At 43.7% G+C, this 23,783-nt stretch carries 19 protein-coding genes and 1 tRNA gene; 4 read left to right on the forward strand and 16 right to left on the reverse strand.

All coding sequences use genetic code 11. The annotated features are described in order from the left end of the window. Window positions 1-167 precede the first annotated feature (167 nt). The 11 genes from BN1938_RS01735 to BN1938_RS01775 form a co-directional block, all read right to left on the reverse strand. Complete coding sequence (locus BN1938_RS01735) at window positions 168-662, reverse strand: hypothetical protein (RefSeq protein WP_050638939.1); 495 nt, start codon at window positions 660-662, stop codon at window positions 168-170. A 326-nt stretch (window positions 663-988) separates the two neighbouring features. Continuing rightward, window positions 989-1,059: transfer RNA gene (locus BN1938_RS01740), tRNA-Trp, on the reverse strand. A 234-nt stretch (window positions 1,060-1,293) separates the two neighbouring features. Then, on the reverse strand, window positions 1,294-1,869 hold the full coding sequence (locus tag BN1938_RS01745) for a macro domain-containing protein (RefSeq protein ID WP_050638940.1): 576 nt from the start codon (window positions 1,867-1,869) through the stop codon (window positions 1,294-1,296). Window positions 1,870-1,905: 36 nt separating this feature from the next. After that, on the reverse strand, window positions 1,906-3,138 hold the full coding sequence (locus BN1938_RS01750) for a hypothetical protein (RefSeq protein WP_050638941.1): 1,233 nt from the start codon (window positions 3,136-3,138) through the stop codon (window positions 1,906-1,908). 286 nt (window positions 3,139-3,424) lie between these two features. Then, window positions 3,425-4,030 carry a class I SAM-dependent methyltransferase gene (locus BN1938_RS01755; RefSeq protein ID WP_050638942.1) on the reverse strand — a complete coding sequence of 202 codons (606 nt, stop codon included), beginning with the start codon at window positions 4,028-4,030 and terminating at the stop codon, window positions 3,425-3,427. A gap of 969 nt (window positions 4,031-4,999) precedes the next feature. Continuing rightward, window positions 5,000-5,662 (reverse strand): hypothetical protein, encoded by a 663-nt coding sequence (locus BN1938_RS01760; protein ID WP_050638943.1) that lies wholly within the window; start codon window positions 5,660-5,662, stop codon window positions 5,000-5,002. 99 nt (window positions 5,663-5,761) lie between these two features. After that, window positions 5,762-6,478, reverse strand: a complete 717-nt coding sequence (locus BN1938_RS01765) for a response regulator (protein WP_050638944.1) — start codon at window positions 6,476-6,478, stop codon at window positions 5,762-5,764. Then, on the reverse strand, window positions 6,388-6,663 hold the full coding sequence (locus BN1938_RS22910) for an ATP-binding protein (RefSeq protein WP_082202704.1): 276 nt from the start codon (window positions 6,661-6,663) through the stop codon (window positions 6,388-6,390). The genes BN1938_RS01765 and BN1938_RS22910 overlap by 91 nt, the downstream gene beginning before the upstream one ends. A 313-nt stretch (window positions 6,664-6,976) precedes the next feature. Then, entirely contained in the window at window positions 6,977-7,135 is a 159-nt protein-coding gene (locus BN1938_RS24140) for a zinc ribbon domain-containing protein (RefSeq protein WP_334291955.1), read from the reverse strand. 530 nt (window positions 7,136-7,665) lie between these two features. Beyond that, complete coding sequence (locus tag BN1938_RS24145) at window positions 7,666-7,749, reverse strand: helix-turn-helix domain-containing protein (protein WP_129879674.1); 84 nt, start codon at window positions 7,747-7,749, stop codon at window positions 7,666-7,668. Between the two features lie 83 nt (window positions 7,750-7,832). Further along, window positions 7,833-9,296 (reverse strand): GntR family transcriptional regulator, encoded by a 1,464-nt coding sequence (locus BN1938_RS01775; protein WP_050638946.1) that lies wholly within the window; start codon window positions 9,294-9,296, stop codon window positions 7,833-7,835. A 161-nt stretch (window positions 9,297-9,457) separates the two neighbouring features. Here BN1938_RS01775 and BN1938_RS01780 point away from each other — a divergent pair, with 161 nt between their 5' ends. Both BN1938_RS01780 and BN1938_RS01785 read left to right on the forward strand, forming a co-directional pair. Further along, window positions 9,458-11,083 carry a diguanylate cyclase gene (locus BN1938_RS01780; protein WP_050638947.1) on the forward strand — a complete coding sequence of 542 codons (1,626 nt, stop codon included), beginning with the start codon at window positions 9,458-9,460 and terminating at the stop codon, window positions 11,081-11,083. 36 nt (window positions 11,084-11,119) lie between these two features. Continuing rightward, entirely contained in the window at window positions 11,120-13,678 is a 2,559-nt protein-coding gene (locus BN1938_RS01785) for a hybrid sensor histidine kinase/response regulator (RefSeq protein WP_050638948.1), read from the forward strand. A 50-nt stretch (window positions 13,679-13,728) separates the two neighbouring features. Here BN1938_RS01785 and BN1938_RS01790 read toward each other — a convergent pair whose 3' ends face one another. Together BN1938_RS01790 and BN1938_RS01795 are read right to left on the reverse strand one after the other, a co-directional pair. Further along, window positions 13,729-15,903 carry an RCC1 domain-containing protein gene (locus BN1938_RS01790; RefSeq protein WP_050638949.1) on the reverse strand — a complete coding sequence of 725 codons (2,175 nt, stop codon included), beginning with the start codon at window positions 15,901-15,903 and terminating at the stop codon, window positions 13,729-13,731. After that, window positions 15,900-17,528: a helix-turn-helix domain-containing protein gene (locus BN1938_RS01795; RefSeq protein WP_050638950.1), complete on the reverse strand. Its 1,629-nt coding sequence runs from the start codon at window positions 17,526-17,528 to the stop codon at window positions 15,900-15,902. The genes BN1938_RS01790 and BN1938_RS01795 overlap by 4 nt, the downstream gene beginning before the upstream one ends. 343 nt (window positions 17,529-17,871) lie before the next feature. On the opposite strand from BN1938_RS01795, the gene BN1938_RS01800 reads away from it, so the two are divergent. Beyond that, window positions 17,872-18,444, forward strand: coding sequence for a TetR/AcrR family transcriptional regulator (locus BN1938_RS01800; protein WP_050638951.1), 573 nt, complete (start codon window positions 17,872-17,874; stop codon window positions 18,442-18,444). A gap of 99 nt (window positions 18,445-18,543) precedes the next feature. Continuing rightward, entirely contained in the window at window positions 18,544-20,265 is a 1,722-nt protein-coding gene (ilvB, locus tag BN1938_RS01805) for a biosynthetic-type acetolactate synthase large subunit (RefSeq protein WP_050638952.1), read from the forward strand. A 6-nt stretch (window positions 20,266-20,271) separates the two neighbouring features. Here the strand turns inward: ilvB and BN1938_RS01810 are convergent, their stop codons facing one another. The 3 genes from BN1938_RS01810 to vanR all read right to left on the reverse strand — a co-directional run bounded on the left by BN1938_RS01810 (window position 20,272) and on the right by vanR (window position 23,274). After that, on the reverse strand, window positions 20,272-21,186 hold the full coding sequence (locus BN1938_RS01810; RefSeq protein ID WP_242843784.1) for a D-alanyl-D-alanine carboxypeptidase family protein: 915 nt from the start codon (window positions 21,184-21,186) through the stop codon (window positions 20,272-20,274). Window positions 21,187-21,440: 254 nt separating this feature from the next. Continuing rightward, the gene (locus tag BN1938_RS01815; protein WP_242843785.1) at window positions 21,441-22,589 is read right to left on the reverse strand and encodes a sensor histidine kinase; all 1,149 of its coding nucleotides are present in this window, start codon (window positions 22,587-22,589) and stop codon (window positions 21,441-21,443) included. Further along, window positions 22,579-23,274: a VanR-ABDEGLN family response regulator transcription factor gene (gene vanR / locus BN1938_RS01820; protein WP_050638953.1), complete on the reverse strand. Its 696-nt coding sequence runs from the start codon at window positions 23,272-23,274 to the stop codon at window positions 22,579-22,581. Before vanR ends, BN1938_RS01815 begins: the two co-directional genes overlap by 11 nt. Window positions 23,275-23,783 lie beyond the last annotated feature (509 nt).

Here is a 23,783-nt window from a genome sequence, read left to right on the forward strand (position 1 = left end):
GTAATAAACTTGTAGGTGAAGGGAGCTATGTCGAACCAGATATAAATCTCCATAAAAACCTCACAGTCATTTCCAAGAAACGTTTTCGCGTTTTGAGATGACCGTGAGGTTTTTTTAGTGCTTACACATGGCTCTTTATAAAACTTTCTATACATTGCCTCTATATTTTATAAACGGGAAGAACGTAAATAGAATTCTTTGAACAGTGCCAGATAGTCCGCAAGGTTTTCTATTTTAGGGTCATGATATTCAAATGTTGTTCCGTTGCATTTCTCATATTTTATGCAGCCTATTTCATAGTCTTTCCGAAATTTGCAGTTATCGCCTTTGCAATGTTTACATGTTCCGTAATCACCTGTAAACGCCATCTGTATATGCTCAGGGGCTGCGCTTATATATGCAGCATGTTTTGTGACATCATTTAAAAACAATCTAAGTACAATGGAGTCTTCTTTGATGTAAATACGAGCCACGACATTTTTGGATTTTACTCCTGCTTTTCTAAAAATAAGCATATATTTTCCCCAACAGTAACCGCTGCCAATCTCACCTCCATAGGTATATCCCATCTTTTCGAGCTCTTTCGTGAATTCTATGATAAATATTTTATCCCGCTCCTGAATGAAATTAAACTGTTTTTCTGATATATGATTTTCAATCATGCTGTTTATCCTCCGAATTGTCTTCTATTCTTCTTATCCTAATGGTTTCAGTATAAACTGCAGCATAGTGTCATAGTCAAGTGGAAAATACATTATTTTAAATAAAGAACAAAGTGGGCAAGTCCGCCTCAACTCCCCCCTCACTCATGAGGGGCTTGCACACTTTGCCGCCTTGCGGCTATATACTTATCGCGGCGTGTGCATCCTCCCGGAGGTTTTTTATGATATAGGAAATTCCAGAGGAATTTCCTATATCATAAAAAAATAACAGTATAGATACAATTATCAATGTATCCACACTGCCACTCATTCTAAAACTTTTGGAACAGGGGATGAGAGAATCGAACTCCCACCAAAGGTTTTGGAGACCCCTATCATACCATTTGACCAATCCCCTTTATAATACGACATCTTTCTCAGTCACTAGATCATTATACCCAGCCCACCCCTATTTGTCAAGAAAAATCTCCATATTTTCCCCATATTTTTCAGCTAATTTTATCAAAGGACATGATATTAGATTTCGGAAAACATCTTCTGTGCCAGATATGGCAATAGATGTTTTCGCCGACAGGCTAATTGAAATTCATCCTCCACCTAAAGAGGAAGGGGAACTCTTGCCTATAACATGTTAAAACTCTTTATTCTCCGGCTCCCACCGGCATGCATACTCCCAGTTCAGTTCCTCCGGCGGATTCATAATCTGCCTATATGCCTCAAACATCATCTCACATAATATCTGCGGCGGCACACATCCGCAGAAACCGCCAAAGGCAGGAATCACTATACTTTCGATCTGATTGTCAAGCGCTGTCATTAGACATGTTCTCATACACTGGTACACCACCATAGAATCCTTAATAGCAGAAGGTATTCTCATAGTCGGCGTGTGGATCAGCTTTATGCCTCTTACTCCTGTATCAATGATGAAGCTGGTACCCACAGGCTGTTCCCCCCGATAATGCTCCAGGATATGCCTCTGCACTTTCTCCTGAAGTTCCCACCCAAACCATTCAGAGATTGCCAGATCGTATCCCCCATCCATAAGACCGTAGGAATTAGCCGGAGAAACAACACATTCTACGGGCGTTGTCTCCATAAAATGCCTAAAATCATCACATACTACAGTTACCTCTCCCTCCTCCCGGAAATACAGCTTCCAGATGGAGACTAAAGTCTGATTTCTGTCCAACAGGTAAATTTTCATCTTCCGCCCCTATCTGAGCCATATAAACTCCCGGCCTCATACATTCGTTCCTCTGTTAATATCCTTCAAAATTTGGTCGATGCACCTCTGTTCATACTCCCGGTCTTCCAAAATGTGCCAGGACAAGACCAGCGCCCCAAACTCCGAGGAATAAACGAGCCCATCTTTTTTGATAAAACAGACGAAATCCCCGGAAACCGAGCATTCATTCTCTTTTTTTGGCCTCGTGCAGATATGATAACCGTCTAATGGCAGCCTGTCCGGAGCTGTTGGCTCATTGTCAAAATCATAGAACTTATTCTCAAAAATATTATCCTTCTTCAGGGCTTCGAATAACTCGCTTGGGGAGATTATATAAATATGCTTATACTCCTCATATTTACCTCTGAGTTCCCCGACGCATTCGTCATTCCATTTTCCAGAAAAAATATAAATATACTCATATGAATTTTCCTGAATATAATAATCTATTTCAATGTCATGCTGATTCTTTACCTGACATGTTATTGGCTTTCTGCCATTAGCAACAAACCGGAATTCAAAATTCTGCTGACTCACCTTGCAGGATGAAGGCAATAGCTTGTACCCCTCTGAACCATGCTTATTACTTATATATAATGCCACAAGATCCTCGAGTTCCATGTAATTTAAGCTTCTGACAAAGTTATTGACGCCGATTTTCAGCCTGGGAATCTCAAATCTCCTGTTTTCGTCCGCCTCAAAATTTTCATACATCGAAATGACCAAGAGCCTCTGGCGGTATGGTGCGATTCTTTGAATAGTAGAGTGAAGCCTCTGAGAGAATCTGCCTGCGATCTCAGAAGGAAGTTCACCGTCATTCGCAAACTCGATCCACTTATCAACCGTTCCGCCCCATGAGAAACGTCCATAGACCGGATCATTTTCTTTATAAATATACATTGCCCCTTCAGATGAAACTCTGCCCACATAATAATGACTATTCTTAAGGCGCGTGATAACATAGTCTCCCTTTCTGATTGCCTTGTATCCATTAACAGCATCTTCTGACACTGACCCTCCCTGCTTTTTGTACTTTTCAATATAGATGGCTGCATTTTCGTCGGAAATCAGTGTGCCATATTCAAAACAAGGCATATCCCAGCCCATACCGAAGATTTTCGCCTCAATACATGTTTGCTGAAGCGTGCTCACCAACTCATAGTTCGCTCTGTCGTCGGTAGCAAATGGCATGAGATAGACCATCCAACAATTTACATCTGCAATATTCAAAAAGGGGATTTTATTCATTATTTGTTTTCTCCATTTTACTTTTGTATTTTTCACACATTACTTTTAACGCCTTCGTAAATTACATTTTTATACTCAGCGGTTTATTAAGTCTGAACAGTCACATTTTCATAATTACATGGCGTCGCCACACAAATTTATAAAGATTTTATTTCTAAAACACCTATTGGCTTATTGTTGACTTTAAGTTGTATAATTAACTTGTAACCATTATAGTTGGTGAAAACATCCTGGAGGATGCCGTGTTTCCGTGTAGATTCCCGCTATAATTTTTCCCTGGTTACTTTTATTTTGTTGCTGAAAAAAATAACACTGTACCTGTTGTGTACGATTCTATGTCAGTAAATCCAGCCGATTCAAAAAATAATCGAAGTTCCTTTTGGCTATATACCCTCACATCGCCTGTTCTGGAAAATGGAAATACTACCGTGTTAGCAATCCAACGCACCACCGGAGAAAAAAATGGTTCGGCAATCATGACTTTCCCGTTCTTCTTCAATACCCGCATACATTCATTGGCAAAGGTCTGGGGTGTTTCAAAGTGATGGAATGCACAAGACACCGTTATGACATCCATACTCTCATTTTCAAAGCTGAGAGGTGCACAGGAACCTGCCGCAAATGTACAGGCCGGGTATCTTCCTCTGGCAGAGGCAATCATATTTTCAGAAATATCTACACCAAAAGCATTGACTCCCGCCTTTTTAGAAAGTTCTCCAAGCAGACGCCCATTCCCGCAGGCAACGTCCAAAATATTGTCTCCCTCCTTGAGCACAGCTTTTTTAATTATCTCTTCTTTATGGGGGCTTGTGTATCTGCCCTCTGGAGCAGAATCATATTTCCACGCCATCTTATTATATACTTTTTGAGACTGTTCCGTCTTTTTCCCCACATCTATTCCTCCGAATTTCTATTTTCTGGTGAGTCTGGTTTTGTACAAACACGATTACTTCCTTCTTGGCCCTGTACAGCGTCTGGTCTGATGCGATGATAAAATATGAGAGTTCATCACCAGACCGTGAGAAGAACGCTCTCTTTTACGGTATAATATCCCCATCAGAACAAGCTCTACTTCTCCTGACTCCATCGCTTCGAAGCATTGCAGCGCATCCATGCGAGATAGCAGTGCATAGCTGTCTACGGAGTATGGTTCATCCGGCCACAGATAATACCCGCTTCTATCTTTTGACTTGAGCAGATTGGTTATGATTGCCGTATCTCAGTTCTCTAGTTTTCAAAAATCGAGTTCCAGGGTTCGTCTGTCCCGGTTGTAATTTCAAATGATTAGCCGGTCAGGTTCTGCACTCTGCGCAGGATTTCATGAGCAATGCCCTGTCATTGGCTCTTTTGTTTATTGTAGAAGCTGATGGGATATTTGTCAAATCATCCCGCCACATGAATTGAGATCGAGTCAGAGGCGGACTCATAGATAAATCCGTCAATCGAACTGTCCTTCTGCCGCCTGTTTATAATCCGGTACAAAAACGGCTTCAAACAGTACCGTTATCCAGAGAAGTAGTCAGTTCGTCCTATTCCAGAGTTCTGGGCGTAATCTTCAAGCCAAATAAGTCACTCAAACGTTTACATACGAGTCGGTCATAGCCTCCAATCTCTCCCTCCGTTGTTATAAAAGCTTCCTCCGAATAAATCCTTCCGTAAACCAGACCATCCGGGTACTGCTGCTTTAATGATATACCTATACTATGTCGATATTATACCTCTACAAGTAAAAAAAGGCGAAGGCCGTGAAAGACTTGTATAGCTTTCATAGCCCTCGCAAAAATGCTCTGTTTAATAGTCTGAATTATTATTTATAAAACAACCCTGCCCTCTCCTTCTGCCTGGAAGGCGGCCTCCCTTTCTACTCCAACACCTCTCTGGAGATCATCGCCTTATCCATTGCCGTCATATCTGCCTCCGGGATCTCATAGATATCCCCTTCTGTCTTATTGACATGCACCGTAATCTTCTGAACCTCACCATACTGAATTCCTGCATCCACAGCTCTTTTCAGTATGTCGTAGTAAAGTTCATAAACACTGTTCTGCATATCCTGGTCGGAAGGCATTTCCTTCCCGTTCATTACTTCGTTTGCGACTTTTGTTGCGTAGTCCTTGGCCTGTTTCTGAAACTCGTCATATGTATCATCAAAAAGTGTAACCGGCTCGATTGACACGACAACAGTAAAGTTTCCTTCTTTATCTTCAACGGCTTCCCCTACTGTATACTTTACATTCTTTGTCAGGTTTTCAAACAGTGCCCTGAACTTTTCTTCCAGCTCATCCGGAAAGTCCAGAGATTCAAAACCTTCCATAGTGATATCCATCCGCTTTTCGAAAATCTTTTCAGCCGCCTCTTTAGACGATCCCGTTAATTCCATATACTTGTCCGTCTCGTTCTTATATGAGACATCCAATAGGGCCTGCGTATAACCGGCTGCGTCAAACTTTTTCCCGCAGCCTCCCAACAGTAGCAGTGTCATTGCCGTCAGCAAAATAGCTGATATTTTTCTTTTTTTACTCATAAAATTTCCTCCTCATGAATGCTTGTCAGGTATTATAGCATGGCCTGTCCGGCAAAAAAAGTAAAATATTGGCGGCATTTCCAATAAATTTATTTACTGCTATTGTGCAGTCATCCGCAGGAGAAATCCTTCGATAAACTTTTTCGAGCTGATTCTTCCCGGCTCCACAGACTGATCTTTTAGATTTCTCATTTTGATCCGAACCTGCCCAAAGTCAAACAGTAAATTGGCATAATCTGCAAATATGGGATCATAGTAGTCCTCCGCCCCCATCTGCGCAATATTATCCAGAGCCTTCTGCATAATTCTTCGGATCCTCTGCTCAAGCGCCTTTTTATTCAACTGGAGCTGTTCCTCCCCGTACATCTCTCCTGCAACTTTTTCATATACTTCTTTTATCTGATAACTCTTTTCCTTTTTCTGAAACTCCATCACAGTGAACACAATCGTTTTCAGCTCATCAATTCCCTTCATTCCCCAGATCCCGATATCAGTGCATATTTTTTGGAACCGGTCACCAAGCATGCCCTTGCTGACGGGCGGCGCCTCCTGAATCCCCATGAGCGCCCCCTGTATAGTCTCCATAGATTTTTGCAGGCTTACCAGCTTCGCAACATTAGAAATCACACTGATAACTTCTATGGCATTCAGCGGCTTGCTGATATAAAACATAATCCCTCTCTCATATGCCTTTTCCATCATGGCTTCATCGTCCACCTGGGAAATCATGATAACCTTTCCCGTAAATCCCCCCTGCAAAAGCTCTTCAAGTACATGAATGCCGTCTTTTCCAGGCAGAAGCAGATCCAGAAGCACAATATCCGGCTATTTGCCACATGGCAGAGACCGATTCCCGTGGACATCGCCCCAGTCTCTTTATCGTATTTCGTGGAAAATCCGGCTCCCCAGATGTACTGCTGCGTGTCCTCGTCCATTCCGCATCCGTCATCGGTAACAGAAAGAAGCAACGTCTCGTCCTCTGTTTGGGCAGACAGGCTGATCTGTCCCGATACAGCCTCTCAGCAAGCACGCCGTCCCCGACATCACAAGGGACAGCGGAAACACCGGAAGTTCCGGCAATATCCCATATAATACCGTTCTTAGACGATTATTTTTAAAGACTTCTCCGAATTTTCCCATTTTCTTTCCCTGCGCTGCTTTTCAGCCTGCATTTGCTCCATATGTTATTCCCGCCTACCTCTCAGTATAAAATTTGAAAATCCCCTTAGCAAGCGGGAATCAGACCGTCATTGTGCATTATTTTAAAAAGCTATCCCCGCGTGTCCCGCGGTTTGTTTTTATTCGCTTTGTGCATTACGCACATAAAATTTTCATTCCCTCTCTGCGTATATTTATGGCAGCATTTACATCACGGTCCATTCTGTTTCCACATTCACAGATATAGACTCTGTCTGACAAGCTTCTTAGCTTATGCTGGAAATCCTTTCTCTGATTCCGGATCTTCTCATGCACTTTTCCAACTTTCCGCTTTTGTTTCCCATAGTTCCTGCTTCCTTTTTGGCAATGGGAAAGTCAATCCCCACTACCTTTTCCAAATGCCCCTGTTGCTCCACTACTTGGTTTTCATACTGAAACAGCAGGCTTGCATAATAGCTGCCGGATGCTTCACAGCTTACGGTAACTGATTTCAGAATATAGCCATCTGGAATGTCCCTATGTATCCGGATACGGATGGGTGTGAGTTTGGGAAGTTTCAAGTGTCTCCCGGATAATTTAATGTTCCCATTTACCACATTTGTTGTATAAGCCTTTGTCCCCCGATGCTTGGATTTGAACTTCGGGAACCCACTTTCTTTTCTTCGGAAGAAATTCTTATATGCTCTTTCCAAATGTAACTGTGTATTAGCAAGTGCCAGTGCATCCACTTCCTTCAAGAATGGAAACTGCCTCTTATAGGATACGGGTGTATTATGGAGCATGGCTTTCTGCTCTTCATAATAGGCAATCTTGTCTGCAAGCATATGATCATAGACAAAGCGGCATCATCCGATGGTTTTAGCAATCATTGTTCTCTGTTCTTCATTTGGATAAATGCGAAACTTGTATGCAGCGTTCACTCTTCTCACCCTGACTTTCAATATACAACGAACATCACATGGATATGATCTATGTCATGGTTCCATTCTTCCAATGTAATCATTGCCCGCGGCTAGTATTTTTCTGGAATCCGAACACTGGCTGCACTATGAAACTTATATTTTTCTACCATATGCTTCCTCATACAAACCAAGTTGTAACGGTAACAATCCGCGATGCTATCTGCAAAGGAACTCGCATTCCCTTTACTTAACTGCTGAAACGCTGTAATGACTTGCTTATTGAGACGTGAAAGCGTATGTCTCTTGGACGGATAATATGCAAAATGATGTCCCCATTCAAGAAGATGATTGGTTTCAGATAATATAACGTATAAAGGTTTTAAAGTGGTGTGTTTCATTATTGCTTCTAAAATAACTGCTAAATAAATAGAATTTGAGGAACTAAATCTGTCTGCTAACTCATCCAGTTCTGCTCTGGTAAACTGCGGAGCCGCAGCTAAAGCAGCCGGTCGAATAATTATTACCATTAACTGCAGGGCATGAAGGTAACGTAATGCCTTTTCTACATATCCGGAATTAAGAGCCAGCTGATAAAGCTTCGTGTCATCCGGTTCTATAACCATAGTGCCTTTCCCATTTAATGTTTTTACAAAACCTCTTTGCTCGAGTTCTGACAGTGCCTTTCTGACTGTCGATAAAGAGACACTGTACTGGCTGGCCAGCTGTTTTTCATATGGAAGATACATTCCAACAGAATATTCTCCAAGGCCAATTTTTCGATTCAACTCATCAACAATTTTTGAGTAATAGTAATCCTGACCACGCATGGGATTCCACGAAAACGGCATACCCGTTTGTGGAGGACATTTCGGCGTCGTGTCCGACAAGTAATTTAGTGTACTCTCAATGTAATCCGTTAGCATTTGGTACATATTTGATAACTGGTTGTACTTTGTGAGTGGATCATCGCCTTTTAATACATCTATTATCACACTGGTTACAGATACAGACCCCTGTGGAAAGTGCTCTGAAAAATAGGGACAATCTTCTGTAAAAAATGTAAGCTTATTGTAAAGGCCAAATGTGGAATAGAGTTCGCTGAATAAAGGATTGCCGCCTATTCTTAGTATATCATATCCCAATTTAGATGGAGGGCGCCATCCACCAGCAGAACTTCCCAAACGCAATACTCTTATAGCCTGTTTATAGTGAGGCATTATCTCTACATCGCACCCCTGCAAAGCAAAAACCAGCAGTGAAGGCAGTATGAGAGAAAAAGTCTGATACACCTGTAAAATACTTTCCTTATGTCTTAAAATTTCGAAAACCGTATTTGACTGATTAGGAGTATCTTTTTTTGAAACAACGATTGGTGCAAGACGAGGCTGAATTTCTACCAGCCCTTCCTCCCGCAATGCGTCAAAGACACGGTTAATAGTATATCTGCTTACATGAAACTGGTCGCAAAACATCCTTGAAGACGGTAAGGCACTTCCATGAAGTATCTGGCCCTCCAAAATACACTGCTTAATTTCGTTATATACAAATGTAAATTTTGTTTCTTGTGGTTTCATAATTTGTCTCCTGTCTGTCTGAATTATATCATGAAGAACCGTTCTTGTCAGTATCAAATCGCCCCAACCTATATGTACACCTTACCAATATGGGTGTTGCCAGTATGCAAGCTAACATTTATAATAAAACCGTAAAATTATGAGAAAAGAGTTTCGGTATCATGGAAAAACAAAAAATTTTAATCGTAGACGATTCAGAAATGAATCGCGCTCTTTTGGCAGATATCCTCGAAGAACAATATGATGTGGTGGAGGCTTGTAATGGTGTAGAAGCAATTTCGCTCCTTTCAAGTCAAAAAGCAGATTTCTCACTTCTTCTTCTGGACATTATGATGCCTGAAATGGATGGATTTGAAGTATTGACCCATATAAACAAATATCACTGGAATGATACTTTCGCAGTTATTATGATTTCTGCTGATGACTCCCCCGCGAATATAAAACGGGCTTATGACTTGGGGGCTTTTGACTATATCAGCCGTCCTTTTGATTCGACCATTATCCAGCGCCGTATTTCTAATACGATGTTTTTATATGCACGGCAGCATCGTCTTGAGAAAATTATCGCAGAACAATTTCACGAGCAGGAAAAAAATAATAAGCTGATGATTTCAATCCTGTCTCATATTGTAGAATTCCGTAATGGGGAGAGCGGCTTACATATACTGCATGTTAACACTATTACAAAATATTTGCTAAAGCAGCTGGTTCAGCGTACGGATCAGTATCCTTTGTCCAAAGCTGATATTTCTTTAATCAGTACCGCTTCCGCGCTGCATGATATTGGGAAAATCTCAATTTCAGATGAAATATTGAACAAACCCGGACGCCTTACGGAGGAGGAGTTTGACGTGATAAAAACTCACTCGATGGTCGGCGCCAATATGCTATTAGACCTGCCCATTGAGCAGCAGGAAGCTCCGCTTGTCAAAGTAGCTTCTGAGATTTGTCGATGGCACCACGAAAGGTACGATGGAAAGGGATATCCTGATGGATTAGTGGGAGAAAAAATTCCTATAGCTGCCCAGGTAGTTGCGCTGGCCGATGTATACGATGCCCTGACCAGTAAGCGATGCTATAAGAAAGCTTATTTACATGAAGAAGCTTTGAAAATGATTTTAGAAGGACAATGTGGTGCCTTTAATCCTACACTTTTATTATGCCTTCAAGAAATCGCGGATACACTTGAAAGTGAGCTTTTGGATACCTCACCTGAACAAGAGACTAAAAATAGTCAGAATATAAGAAGTAAAATAGACTACGATAGGTTGTTTTCATATGAAAAATACACCTTCCTGTCGAGCAAACAGCGGCACCTGCAATTATTATATATTGATTCGTTAACCACGGTCTATAACCGACGTTATTATGACGAGCATTTTAAAGGCGCAAATGATATTCAAGCGATGGTCGTAATTGATGTAGATAATTTTAAGCAGATCAATGATAATTATGGCCACGATGTAGGCGATACCGTGTTGCAAAACATTGCACAAACCGTTTTATCCTGTGTACGAAAAACTGATGCCGTGATCCGTTACGGCGGCGATGAATTTGTAATTATATTTTACAGTATACCTGCAGATATATTTGGAAAAAAACTGGAAAGGATCAGGCACTCTGTTGATCGTCTGATAATTGATGATCATCCCGAACTACATATGTCTGTTAGTATAGGTGGAGCATATGGAACTGGAACTGCAAAAAAACTTTTCAAAGCTGCAGACATTATGATGTATCAGTCAAAAAACACAAAAAACCAAGTGACTATATGCACTCTGGACTAGAAAGAGGACAACATCTAAAAAGGAGGAATAACATCAATGGGAAACAATCAAAAGAAGAATCCTACAACACACTTTCTTATATGCAGTTTTATTGGGCTTTTGATCTTTAGTATTATTATTTTCAGTCTGCTCGGAATTTATATGAGTCGAAAGAGTAAACAGGCAGTTTACGATATTGGTAAAATTTATATGTCCGGAATGAATGAACAAATGTCCAGGCACTTTGAAACTGTCATTAAACTGCGTTTTGATCAGGTCAGCGGCATTGTTTCCGTTGTCTCAACAGATAAAAACAGTCAAGATGAGCTATATAGGGAGCTTATTTACAGGGCACAGGTCAGGGGTTTTGACTATCTAGCACTTTGTTCTGCCGATGGGGATTTTCAGACACTCTATGGACAATCCATTCAGCCGCTTAACCCGGAACCTTTTGTAGAAGCATTATTACAAGGGGAACAAAGAGTTGCTGTAGGCGTTGATTCTGCTGGAAATGAAGTGGTATTGTTTGGAGTTGATGCTGCTTATCCTATGTACAATGGTGATAGGTGCACCGGACTCATTGCAGCCGTTCCGCTGGATTATATCACCGGTTTCCTTTCCTTAGAGGATGAAGAGCAGCTGATGTATTATCATATTATCAGGCCAGACGGTAGTTTTGTGATACAAAACCCTAACACTGAGTTGTCGCATTTCTTTGAACAACTGCAGAAGCAGCTTGAATCCCCGGCAAATGAATCATCTGTAGAAAATTCTATTGAGAAATTTAGCGCTGCATTAAAAAATCATGAAGAATATGCTACAACATTTGAAGTAAATGGTGAAGAACGGCAAATTTATGGTATATCATTGCCCTATTCTGAATGGTATTTAGTATCGGTAATGCCTTATAGTATATTGGATGATACCATAAACAATCTGAGCAGCCAGCGTATGTTCATGACATTATTGTCCTGTGCTTCTGTTTTAATCATTCTGACATTGATTTTTCTCCGGTATTTCTCCATAACCCGTTCTCAGCTGCATGAATTGGAGAAGGCCCGGCAGGCGGCTCTTGAAGCGAACAAAGCCAAAAGTGAATTTTTAGCAAATATGAGCCATGATATCCGTACCCCTATGAATGCAATCGTAGGAATGACCGCGATTGCAACCGCCCACATAGATGACCGGAAGCAGGTGCAGAACTGCCTTAGAAAAATCACATTGTCGAGTAAACATCTATTGGGGCTGATTAATGATGTTTTGGATATGTCTAAAATTGAAAGCGGTAAGTTAACTTTAACAACAGAGCAAATTTCATTAAAGGAAGTTGTAGAAGGCATTGTTAACATTATGCAGCCACAGATTAAGACAAAAAAGCAAAATTTTGACATACACGTAGAAAATATCTTAACAGAAAATGTGTGGTGCGATAGCGTACGCTTGAATCAGGTTTTGCTGAATCTTTTATCGAATGCAACTAAGTATACACCAGAGGGCGGTTCGATACTTTTATCGCTTTCTGAGGAAAAATCTCCGAAAGGAGAAAACTATGTCCGAATTCATATCAAGGTCAAGGATAATGGAATTGGTATGACGCCAGATTTTTTGAAGAGGATATATGAATCCTATAGCCGGGCGGATGGAGCCAGAATACATAAAACTGAGGGCGCCGGTTTGGGAATGGCGATTACAAAGTACATTGTGGACGCAATGGATGGAACCATTGATATACAAAGCGAGCCTGATAAAGGGACAGAATTTCTTCTCATGTTTGATTTTGAAAAAGCGGCTGCAATGGAAATGGATATGGTTCTTCCCCCTTGGAAAATGCTGGTGGTTGATGATGACGAATTATTATGTAAGACAGCCATAGACGCTCTAAAATCCATCGGGATTAAAGCTGAATGGACATTAAGCGGTGAAAAGGCCATAGAATTAGTAAACCAACACCACAATAAGAAAGAGGATTATCAAATTATACTATTAGATTGGAAACTGCCTGGCATGAATGGAATTCAGGCTGCAAAAGAAATCCGGCGCAATCTGGGAGATGAAGTGCCGATTCTGCTGATTTCTGCATACGACTGGAGTGAATTTGAAGCCGAGGCCCGTGAAGCGGGTATCAGTGGCTTTATTGCCAAACCGCTTTTTAAATCTACGCTGTATCATTCTTTGCGTCAGTATATGGACGTTGAAACGGAACATGACCAGATAATAAGCCCCAATATGGATCTATCCGGACGCCGTATTCTGCTTGCCGAGGACAATGAGCTTAACTGGGAAGTTGCAAGTGAATTGTTGTCCGACTTGGGCGTGAAGCTGGATTGGGCAGAAGATGGACAAATATGCCTGGATAAGTTTCAAAAATCACCAGAAGGTTATTACGATTTTATTCTGATGGACATACGAATGCCGCATATGACAGGATATGAGGCAGCAAAAGCAATTCGGGGACTGAATCACCCTGATGCCCTATCCGTTCCAATTATTGCCATGAGTGCAGATACTTTTTCAGACGACATACAGCATTGCCTGGAGTGCGGTATGAATGCCCATATAGCAAAGCCGATCGACATTGTAGAATTGACCCGCTTATTAAAAAGATATTACATATAAATCCAGCCCTAAAAAGCGCGTGTCCGGTCCAAAAGCGGCCTGGAGTCCTCCTAGCCGCCCACCACCACCGCCACGAATCCGCTTCCCCCTATTGACATACCACAGGCATACATCTGCCCGTCGGTCTGCTGTATATATGTGCAGTGATCCATATATTCCCGGGCTTGTTCCGCGCCATAGAGAGGGTATTCTTCATAGTCTCTGTAGGCCAGCCGGTCGATCCACACGGCTTTCACCCCGTCTCTTACTTTTTTAGGGTCTGCCAGTGTATCCGCCTCTGCTTCAGAACCGCCGCACTGCCCGTGCCGGTTATCCCCCCACATCCAAAGGGTATCATCTTCTCTTATGGCAGCCATAGCGTAACATCCGGCGGTGACATATCTGGCATGATCTGCTACCTGGACGGCCCCGTCCCATGATACCACCGGATTTCCTGCTGAGTCCAGGAGACTTCCCATACACCAGACCGTTCCATCATTTTTCAGGATGACAAGGCCGTATTCACTGCAGTCTGCAAACGCCACGTCTTCCATAATCAAAGCCGGCGTCAGGGACTGGCCGGTACCCGGCAGATTGCCTGCCCCCCATAGTTCGTCATTATTGTTCAGATAGACCATAAACTCACTTCCCTGAGCCACATGTTTCACGTCCGGCGCCAGTTCCGTTATTCGGTAGAATCCTTTGGCCGTTAGATCGGATTCCGTATTGCCAATCCCCAGCTCCCCATGCCTGTTGGCAGAGATTCCGAATAACGTTCCATTTTCTATAAAGAAACGGCTTTCCTGATTTACCGTATTATCAGAATAACATTCATCCAGTCTCAGTTCTCTGGATGACAAATGTAAGGAACTCTTGTCTGGTGCAGAGACAAAGACAGAATCCTTATTTTCCTGTGTTCCGTTCGTTGTTTCTGCGCTCTGCCCTTCCTCACCGCCGTTTCCTTCCACTTCCGTATCAGACTCCAGGGAGCTGCTGTCCGGATCCTGAATATACCCTTCATAGCTGTTCCTCTGATAGATACCGGATACCTTTCCGGCATCTATCATCCAGTCTCTGTAAACAAACATAAATACCCCCAAAACCAATAAAGCAAATGGAACTATCGCTGTTTTCAGGTCCTCTTTCCAGGCAGATGTTCCTTCTTTTACAATATATTGATACTTTCCCCGGCCATATTTTTTTAAGATATTCCGAACCGCGCTGATTTCCTCTGTAGTCATACTGTCTTTCCAGAAATACACCCGGCCCACATAAAAGGAAGATTCTTCTTCTCTTATTTCTTTCACCGATTCATAAGTTTGACGGATTCTCTTATTCCCCTGCAGGAACTCTATACCGTTCTCATTGATTATAATATCGGTTTGGTCCACGCTCTTCTTTCCCCGCAGCTTTATACTCACCGTGATATAAGGAAATACTTTTACAAACAGCCTGAACAGTACAAGCACCGCCACAACGATTCTGAGAAACACGTTATAATTATCCGGCAGAAAAACGCACATGCAGAACAGTGATGTGAGAAACGCGCCCAGTATATGCCTTCTCCACTCGCTGTAGCCGCGGCCTCTGTTATACTTTAGAGAAAGAAGCAGATCATTTTTCTTTCGTGCGCGTTTATTTCTATTGATGTCTCTTGTATGCAAAATCTTCAGTTCCACTTTTTCCCCGCCCTGCTTTTCTTCATATTCCCGAAAAATTCTGCAGTAATGCGCCATCTGATTCCTCACATACAAAATATCATCTCTGGAGAGATACCTTTTGTCCAGTCTCAGTTCCCTGTCAGGCCCGGTGATCTGAAACGCATCTGCATTTTCCTCCACGTCCGGAAGGTCATTATAATAGTAACACTCCTGTGCGCCTGAGAAGTACCGGATCAGAATATACTCTGTGTTAAATTGTCCTTTTAAACTTTTCTCTTCGAATTCCTTTATCCTGGCTTCTATACTGCTTTTCTGCAGACTGACGGATATCCTTACCACAGCAGTCAGCAGTACTTCTGATATGACAGCCAGAAGAAGAATATAGCGTATTTGAAAGTGCTCCTTTGGTATCAGCCAGGCAAACAGCAGAAAGTAAATCAATATGATCCCAAGGCTGGTAAGGGGACCTGCCCATATTCCTCTCTTTTGGTTTAATATTTCGGCCCTCTTCCTGAGATTCTGAGGCACAGTATCGTAGACAAACCATTCTTTTGTATACTCTTCTTTTATTTGCTCTGCTATCATGGGGTGTCCTCCTTTTCTCCCGGCACATAGTAACTATATTCTTTCTTTTCTCTTGTATCGATTTCTTTTTTCATAGCCGGAGGATCGAGTCCCACACTTCCGTCTGTGCCATAACTCACCTGAAATGCCAGGTATGCCCCTTCTCCTTTCATAATCCGATATGTAGTTTCCCCCTCGGTCTCAGATTTTTCTGCCGGATGGTTTGGATCTATATACATATCCCGTGAATTGATTTTCATGAGATAGTCAAATCTGTCGCCTGCCATCAGTTCCATATGCTCAATCTGTCTGCTTACATCGATTCCATTCACTGCCTGCCGTTTATCATTTTCCTCCATAGCGCATCTTGCAATCCAGAAAATATCTTCCGAATCAGTCACGACTTTGGCACTTCCATAAATATCTGCGTCATAATTTGTCAGTGCAGGATCCTCTTTTAAGATCGATTTCATCTCTTTTTGCAGATCTTTTCCCCTCTCTGTTTTGTCCATAGGCTCATATTCGGTGTCAAAGACTACCGGCGCCTGGGTTTGATAGAACTGCATGGGGGCCGATTTATCCATAGTCACTCTGCATAATGTGATGGTTCCTCCTTTTTCCAGAAAATTGTTTTTCCCTATTACACAGCCCTCATCCAGAACAAGTGTCCACTGTGGAAGCCCATTACGGCACAGGGCAACCGCCAGAGTTCCGAACTGTACACATTCATCGAATGTGTAGGTCTCTTCAGTCTGTGAGGCAGCGCGTATCGTGATGCCGTCTATTCCTCTTTCGATCTCCCAGTCTGCCAGATTTTTACCGATTCCGGCCCATTTTCCGGTGATCACCGTGTACACATAATCCGAGGTAATCCCATTCCCTCTATCCCCGTAAGTCAGAACATACTGGTGCACGTTTCCATCGTCGGGAGAAGTGTAGGTTACCGCACAGACATCATCAGCCAGCCACTGCAGCTTCATCTCCCTGTCTGCGGTATAAGGAAACTGGTCAGATACTTTGGCAAAACAGAGCCTCTGATTCAGATAGGTTGTGACTCTGCCTGCTTCCTCTTCGTATTTCAGTACTGCCATGTGTTTCAGATCCGGTGATACGCTGATCACAGACGACTGCCCTCCTCCCGAATGGAACCCATACGCGAAATTCGTTAAAAAAAGGATGCCGCCTGCTGCCAGGCCGATATTCCTGATCCATTTCTTACGCACAAGCATGCCAAGACTGACAGCTGCCATCACGATAATAAACCCATTTACGATATAGAACAGAATATCTATTATGTACTCAAAATGCTGCGTTCTTCCTACGATAAGGTAGAACATCTGAAGAGCAAAAACGGCAAGGGCCAGGATGCCTGTAACTGCTCCCATGATCTGACGCCCTCTTTTCATTTTTGGAACCGGCGGCAGCAGCACCTGCCCGGTCTCTCTTTCCCCTCTCAGCAGTTCGTCTACACTGACCTCCAGCGCGTCAGCCAGCGTTTCCAGTACACTGACATCCGGCATTCCTCCGCCTGTTTCCCATTTGGATACAGCCTTATTCGTCACCCCCAGCCGCTCAGCCAGTTCTTTTTGTGTCAGTCCGATCTCTTTTCTTCTTCTGGCAATCAATTGTCCCGTCTTATTTTCCATCTCGTGCCTCCCAACCTAGTACAGTAGTGCACTAATAATTCAGCAATAAGCACCTGCTCTCTACGCCATAGCTGCACCTGCTTTCGCTAGACGTAGGAACCACTACGCCGTCGCGAAAGCAGGCACACCTCTGACGCAGATATCAGGCACTTATTACTGAAAGATTCATGCACTGCTGTACTAGCCAATTGTTTTCTTAATCATAATCATACCAGAAACCCCAGAATTTACAATACACGGGCAGTTCTACCCGGTCTACGGTGGGTAGAACTGCAAAATACTGTTGACAAACTGCATGTATGGGCATAAAATGATAGTAAGCACTTGCATGGAGGAAAGAAAATTGGATGAAACCAGGCAGAAAATAATTGATGCAACCATGTCCCTGATCCGCGATAAAGGATATGTTGCAACTACAACAAAGGATATCGCGCATATGGCCGGTGTGAATGAATGCACCTTATTCAGGAAGTTTAAAAGTAAAAAAGACATTGTCATGAGTGGGATAGAACAGGAAAAATGGCGGGCCAATGTTACCCCGGATATCTTTCAGAATGTGGTATGGGAACTGCAGCCCGACCTGGAAATGTTCATGAAGGCCTATATGGACAGAATCACCCCGGACTTTGTTAATCTGTCTATCGGACTGAGGGCGCCCCAGCTCTATGAAGAGACTGCCCCGATGATTCTGAAGATCCCTCAGGCCTTTGTATCGACTCTTGTCGATTATTTGAACAAGATGGAGGCATTAGGAAAGATACCGCATGCAGATTTTGAGGGCATGGCAATGACTGTTTTCTCCGCAACCTTTGGCTATACATTTTTAAAAGCCTCTTTTGATAATAAACTGACAGAGATAAGCCCGGAAACATTTGTAAAAAATAGCGTATCCGTATTTGTAAAAGGGCTTTCTTAAAACGGATCCGTGAAGAACTGACAGTGGTACTGTATCGGCAGTACCATTTTATATAAATAACATGCAAGCAAGTACATGCATTCAAGGAGGTATAAACTTATGATAACAGGAGCCGGATTATTTGTAAAAGCGCTGAAAGCCGAACATGTAAACACTGTATTTGCCTATCCCGGCGGGCAGGCGATTGATATGTTTGATGCCCTTTACGGGGAAGATACCATCGAACTGATTATACCAAGACATGAGCAGGGGCTGATCCATGCCGCTGACGGATACGCCCGTTCCACAGGGAACGTGGGGGTCTGCCTCGTGACAAGCGGGCCGGGAGCAGCGAATCTGGTCACCGGAATCGCCACAGCCAATTATGACAGTGTACCGCTTGTCTGCTTCACCGGACAAGTGCCCCGCTGCCTTTTAGGGAAAGATGCTTTTCAGGAGGTTGACATTGTCAGTATGACTTCCAGCGTCTGCAAATATGCTGTAACAGTAAAAAAACGGGAAGATCTGGGAGCAGCCATCCAAAAAGCATTCCATATTGCCAGAACAGGTAAACCCGGAGTCGCTGTAGTGGATCTTCCAAAAGATATCCAGCGCGAATTAGGGGACAGCAGATACGATCAAGGCCATGCAGCCTGCAGCCTCCGGTCTGAATGTCCCATCTCTGAGGAGCTGGCAGATAAGGCCATGACGCTCTTATCCCGTGCCCAAAGGCCATTATTCCTGATCGGAGGCGGCGTTCATATCAGCCGGGCTGAAAAAGACATGCAGCATCTTGCCGAGATAACAGGCGTTCCAGCCGTCACCACGATTATGGGAAGAGGCTCAATTCCAACAACGCACGGGCTCTATGCCGGCAATCTCGGCATTCACGGCTCCTACGCCGCGAATATGGCTGTCAGCAGCTGTGATGTGCTCTTTTCGATCGGCACCCGCTTTAATGACCGCATCACGGGCAGGCCCGAAGAATTTGCGCCAAATGCCTCGATTATTCATGTGGATATCGATTCTTCGGTCATATCCAGAAATATCCCCGCGGATCTCCCAATCCTGGCTGATGCCGGTTCAGCAATCCGTGCATTTACCAGACGGGCTGTAAATCTGCCGCTTGAAAACTGGATCCGGCAGATCCGCACATGGCAGAAAGAGCACCCTCTTGTGATGAAGGGAAACGGTATCACCCCTGAAAAAATCATCCGGACCATTAACAGTACCTTTCAAAAGTTGATTATAGCCACCGATGTAGGGCAGAATCAATTATGGGCTGCCCAGTATCTGGAGCTGAATGATAAAAAGAAGATGCTTACATCCGGAGGGCTCGGCACAATGGGATATGGATTGCCCGCCGCGGTCGGTGCCAGGATCGGGAATCCAGACACCAGGGTCGTACTGATAACCGGAGACGGCGGCCTGCAGATGAACATTCAGGAAATGGCAACAGCCGTAGCTTATGAACTGCCGCTTGTTATTTGTGTCTTGAATAACGGATATCTGGGCAATGTAAGACAATGGCAGGAAATGTTTTTTGGAAAAAGGTATTCCGGCACATGTATGCGTTATAGAAAAAGCTGTCCCTCTGCCTGCTCTGCCCCGTCTGAACACTGTCCCGTATATACTCCGGACTTTATAAAGCTGGCGGAAAGCTATGGAGCAAAAGGAATCCGCGTAACCCGTGAAGAAGAGATTCTTCCGGCGCTTACAGAGGCCGGAAGGTCCACGGCTGCACCTGTCCTCATCGAATTTATAATTGAAAGGGAAGAAAACGTTCTTCCAATTGTTCCTCCCGGAAATGCTTTGGATGATATGATAGTATATCCTGGATAAGCAGAGTCAGTCCCGCCTGGCATCAGCGATTTCATTATAAACAGTTATTGCGTCCAGAATGTGATACTGCTCTGTCTCATGGGATCCCGGAGCATGTGCGGTGACCAGGATATACTCTTCTCCGTCTACCTCCGCCAGGCTTGCCAGACATAAACCAGCCTCATCCGTGTAACCGGTCTTGCCGCCCAGGATCTCGCCGTTTTTAAGACCGGTATTCCCGGCGTTTTCAAACAAAGTACTCCCTATGGTGAACCCTTCCGGATGCACATTCGTAGGCTGCACCGTATAACTTCTGGATGTAAATACTTCCCGAAACTCTGCATTTTTCAGTGCACTGTCAAGCAGGAGGGACAGATCCCGGACCGTTGTATAATGTTCTGCATCCTGAAGTCCGGTCGTATTGCTGAAATGTGTGTCATCCATCCCAAGTTCGGCCGCTTTTTGATTCATCAGGTCCACAAAGCCCTGCTCTGATCCCGAAACTGCCTCTGCCAGAGTCAGGCAGCACTCCGCCCCCGATGCAAGTATGACACCATATATATAGTCCCTGGCCTTCGCGGTTTCGCCTGGTTCAAAACCAGCCATTGATGCATCCATCTGATAAAGATACTGGTAAAAATCGTATGGGCTGGTCATTGGTTCATCGAGATCAGAAATATTTTCAATCGCTACTAAAGCGGTCATAATCTTGGTCAGTGATGCCGGATAGATCCGGTCCCCTGCCCCCCTCTGGGCTATGGTTTCTCCGGACTTCAGTTCTGTCAATATTGCATTCGGGCTGTTCAGCTTGTCCATGCTGATGTTCTCTGAATGCAGCGTACTGTTATCTACGTGTATGCCCGGTTCCTGCCTTCTTATTATGGACAGCACCGCTGCAGCCGCTAATATCAGCAGTACCAGAAGAACCAGTAAAATTAGCATCCTCCTTAGATATTTCATACGTCTTCTTTTTTTCCGCTGATTCTTTGAGCTTAGCTGTATCTTATTTCTTTCAGTTTGATATCTTGAGTCTTTTTCGTATTGTTTTCTGTCCAATTAAAATCCCTGCCTTTCTAAGAAAATTATACAAAATCCCAATATTAGATAATTTAACTTACTATTGATAATTTCCTAAGAAAAGTTAATATTCGTTTATTATAATATACTATTACATTTCTTTAGCTTGTTAATCGTTTTCACAGGCAGGGGATACTTATAACAAAAGTCGTCAATTCCCCCTCGCTTTTTGCATGGATATCTCCTTCATGCAGAATGATAATTTCTCTGGCAATTGCAAGTCCAAGCCCTGCACCTCCTGTATTTCCGGAACGCGCCTCATCCGTCCGGTAGAATTTTTCAAAAATATATGGGAGCTTTTCTTTCGGTATGGTCTTCCCTTTGTTTTGTATAAAAATCTTCACATAGTCCCCTTCTGTCTCGGTCCGGATAACGATTGCGGTTCCCGGATAACTGTAAGACACGGCATTCTTCAGAACATTCTGAAACACTCTCGCCAGCTTTACGGCATCTCCATAGACCAGAATCTCCTGCCCGGTTTCAAGCTCGATCCGGTTGTCTCCCTGCTGAAGAATCGGGTAGAACTCATCGGCCAGCTGTACAAGCAGATAGGACAGATCCAGCGTCTCTTTTTCCAGCACAATCTGATTCAGGTTATACCTTGTAATATCAAAAAACTCCTGAATCAGCCCTTCCAGCTGCAGAGCTTTTTCAAAAACAATCCTGGTGTATTTTTCCCGCTGCGCCTGCGGCATATCTTTTGCCTCATCCAGCATGCTTAAATAGCCGATAACGGATGTCAGCGGCGTCTTGAGATCGTGGGCCAGATACGTGATCATATCATTTTTACGTTTTTCCTCCTCCTTAATCACACGGGTATTGCGCTCTATCCTCGTCTTAATCTGTGACATCTGAACCGCAAGCTGTGCATATTCGGGAGGAAACACCAGATCTGCCTCTACTTCATGCTCCATAAAGGAGTGAATCATCTGACTGGATTTTACCACAGCCTGACCTGCCATTTTCCGGCCGTAAAAGGCAGAAATCCCCCGCACCAGAAACAGGCAGACCACCGCCGCAACGCAGACAGACGTCAGAATGAGCATCTTAAATTTAGGCCAGTTCACCTCAGTTATCAGCATATCCTGACCTGACAGATGATCCGTTCCCATCCGGGTCCACATATAATTATCCTGGAACCAGTTCACAAAGCTGCCATTCCAGATATAGTCCACAAAATAATAAATACCAAAACAGGCGGCCAGTACCAGAAGTAATAAAGCCGCCGTTTCGGCCAGTCTTTTCATATTCTTTTCTTTATCCTTCAATTTTATATCCGCACCCCCAGACGGTCTTAATATATCTTGGCTTTTCAAAAGAGTCCTTCATCTTCTCCCGCAGGTGCCGGATATGAACCGTAACCGTGTTATTATTCTTTACATAATACTCATCCGCCCATATCTGCCTGAAAAGACTCTCCGCACTCACAACCGCCCCCTTGTTCTCACAGAGAATGCGCAGAATATCAAACTCCGTCGGCGTCAGCGGCAAAGGCTCCTCATTTAAGGTACATTTATGAGTCTTCACATTCAGCATAAGCCCCGATACCAGTATCACAGAATCATCCCGCTCAGTCCCCTGATTATATCTTTTATAGCGCCTCAGCTGCGCCTTCACGCGCGCCACCATCTCCAGAGGCAAAAAGGGCTTTGCAATATAGTCATCTGCCCCCAGCGTAAGTCCGGTAATCTTATCAATCTCCTCCCCCTTCGCCGTCAGCATAATCACCGGAAAATGATACCGCTCCCTGATCTGCCTGCAAAGAGTAAAGCCGTCAATCTCCGGCATCATCACATCCATAACAGCCAGATCCGGCGGCTCCTTTACAATACACTCCCAGGCCTCCCTGGAATCATAATACTTATAAATGATAAAATCCTCATTCTGCAGATAGCACTCCACCAAATCCGCAATCTCCTTCTCATCATCTACTATTAAGATTTTCTCCCTCATACATATCCTCCTCCATCGCAAGCTAAGTAAATTATAAAATTTTCAAATAAATATTCTTTTATAAAATTCTTAGGAAAATATGAAGACGCAAGGGGGGACGCCTGAAGACGGCAAAGACGCAGGGGCGGCCCGGAAATGCCGTGGGTGGTTCAGAAGGCAGCCGCTTTGTGAAGAAACATTTAGGGCAAATCAGGAAAATCCTGGGGCACAGGCCGGATTCACTGAGAAAGCCTGATGCTTTCTCAGCTCAGCCGGCCTCGCAGATTGATTTTGTAAATCAATCTGCGTCCCCAGGATTTCCCTGATTTGCCCTAAGTGTTTCTAATCACACTCTAAAAGCCTTCTGAACCACCCACGGCATTTCCGGGCCGCCCCTGCGTCTTTGCCGTCTTCAGGCTATGCGCTTCCACGCGGGAGGGGCCGGTGCAGTGGATCGGGTTTGATAGGACGGAGAGGAACAGGCGGGAGTAATGATGTTATGATAGTTTTTCTACTTTTCCATGATTCCT

This window comes from Eubacterium sp. SB2, from assembly GCF_001244405.1.
In the GTDB taxonomy this organism is placed as follows: domain Bacteria; phylum Bacillota; class Clostridia; order Lachnospirales; family Lachnospiraceae; genus Faecalicatena; species Faecalicatena contortus_B.

What these genes read in the sequence shown, in the direction of transcription:
- BN1938_RS01735 (WP_050638939.1), bottom strand. Translation starts at nt 662, where the DNA reads ATGATTGAAAATCATATATCAGAAAAACAGTTTAATTTCATTCAGGAG.
- BN1938_RS01745 (WP_050638940.1), bottom strand. Translation starts at nt 1,869, where the DNA reads ATGAAAATTTACCTGTTGGACAGAAATCAGACTTTAGTCTCCATCTGG.
- BN1938_RS01750 (WP_050638941.1), bottom strand. Translation starts at nt 3,138, where the DNA reads ATGAATAAAATCCCCTTTTTGAATATTGCAGATGTAAATTGTTGGATG.
- BN1938_RS01760 (WP_050638943.1), bottom strand. Translation starts at nt 5,662, where the DNA reads ATGAGTAAAAAAAGAAAAATATCAGCTATTTTGCTGACGGCAATGACA.
- BN1938_RS01775 (WP_050638946.1), bottom strand. Translation starts at nt 9,296, where the DNA reads ATGAAACCACAAGAAACAAAATTTACATTTGTATATAACGAAATTAAG.
- BN1938_RS01780 (WP_050638947.1), top strand. Translation starts at nt 9,458, where the DNA reads ATGGAAAAACAAAAAATTTTAATCGTAGACGATTCAGAAATGAATCGC.
- BN1938_RS01785 (WP_050638948.1), top strand. Translation starts at nt 11,120, where the DNA reads ATGGGAAACAATCAAAAGAAGAATCCTACAACACACTTTCTTATATGC.
- BN1938_RS01790 (WP_050638949.1), bottom strand. Translation starts at nt 15,903, where the DNA reads ATGATAGCAGAGCAAATAAAAGAAGAGTATACAAAAGAATGGTTTGTC.
- BN1938_RS01795 (WP_050638950.1), bottom strand. Translation starts at nt 17,528, where the DNA reads ATGGAAAATAAGACGGGACAATTGATTGCCAGAAGAAGAAAAGAGATC.
- ilvB (WP_050638952.1), top strand. Translation starts at nt 18,544, where the DNA reads ATGATAACAGGAGCCGGATTATTTGTAAAAGCGCTGAAAGCCGAACAT.
- BN1938_RS01810 (WP_242843784.1), bottom strand. Translation starts at nt 21,186, where the DNA reads ATGCTAATTTTACTGGTTCTTCTGGTACTGCTGATATTAGCGGCTGCA.
- vanR (WP_050638953.1), bottom strand. Translation starts at nt 23,274, where the DNA reads ATGAGGGAGAAAATCTTAATAGTAGATGATGAGAAGGAGATTGCGGAT.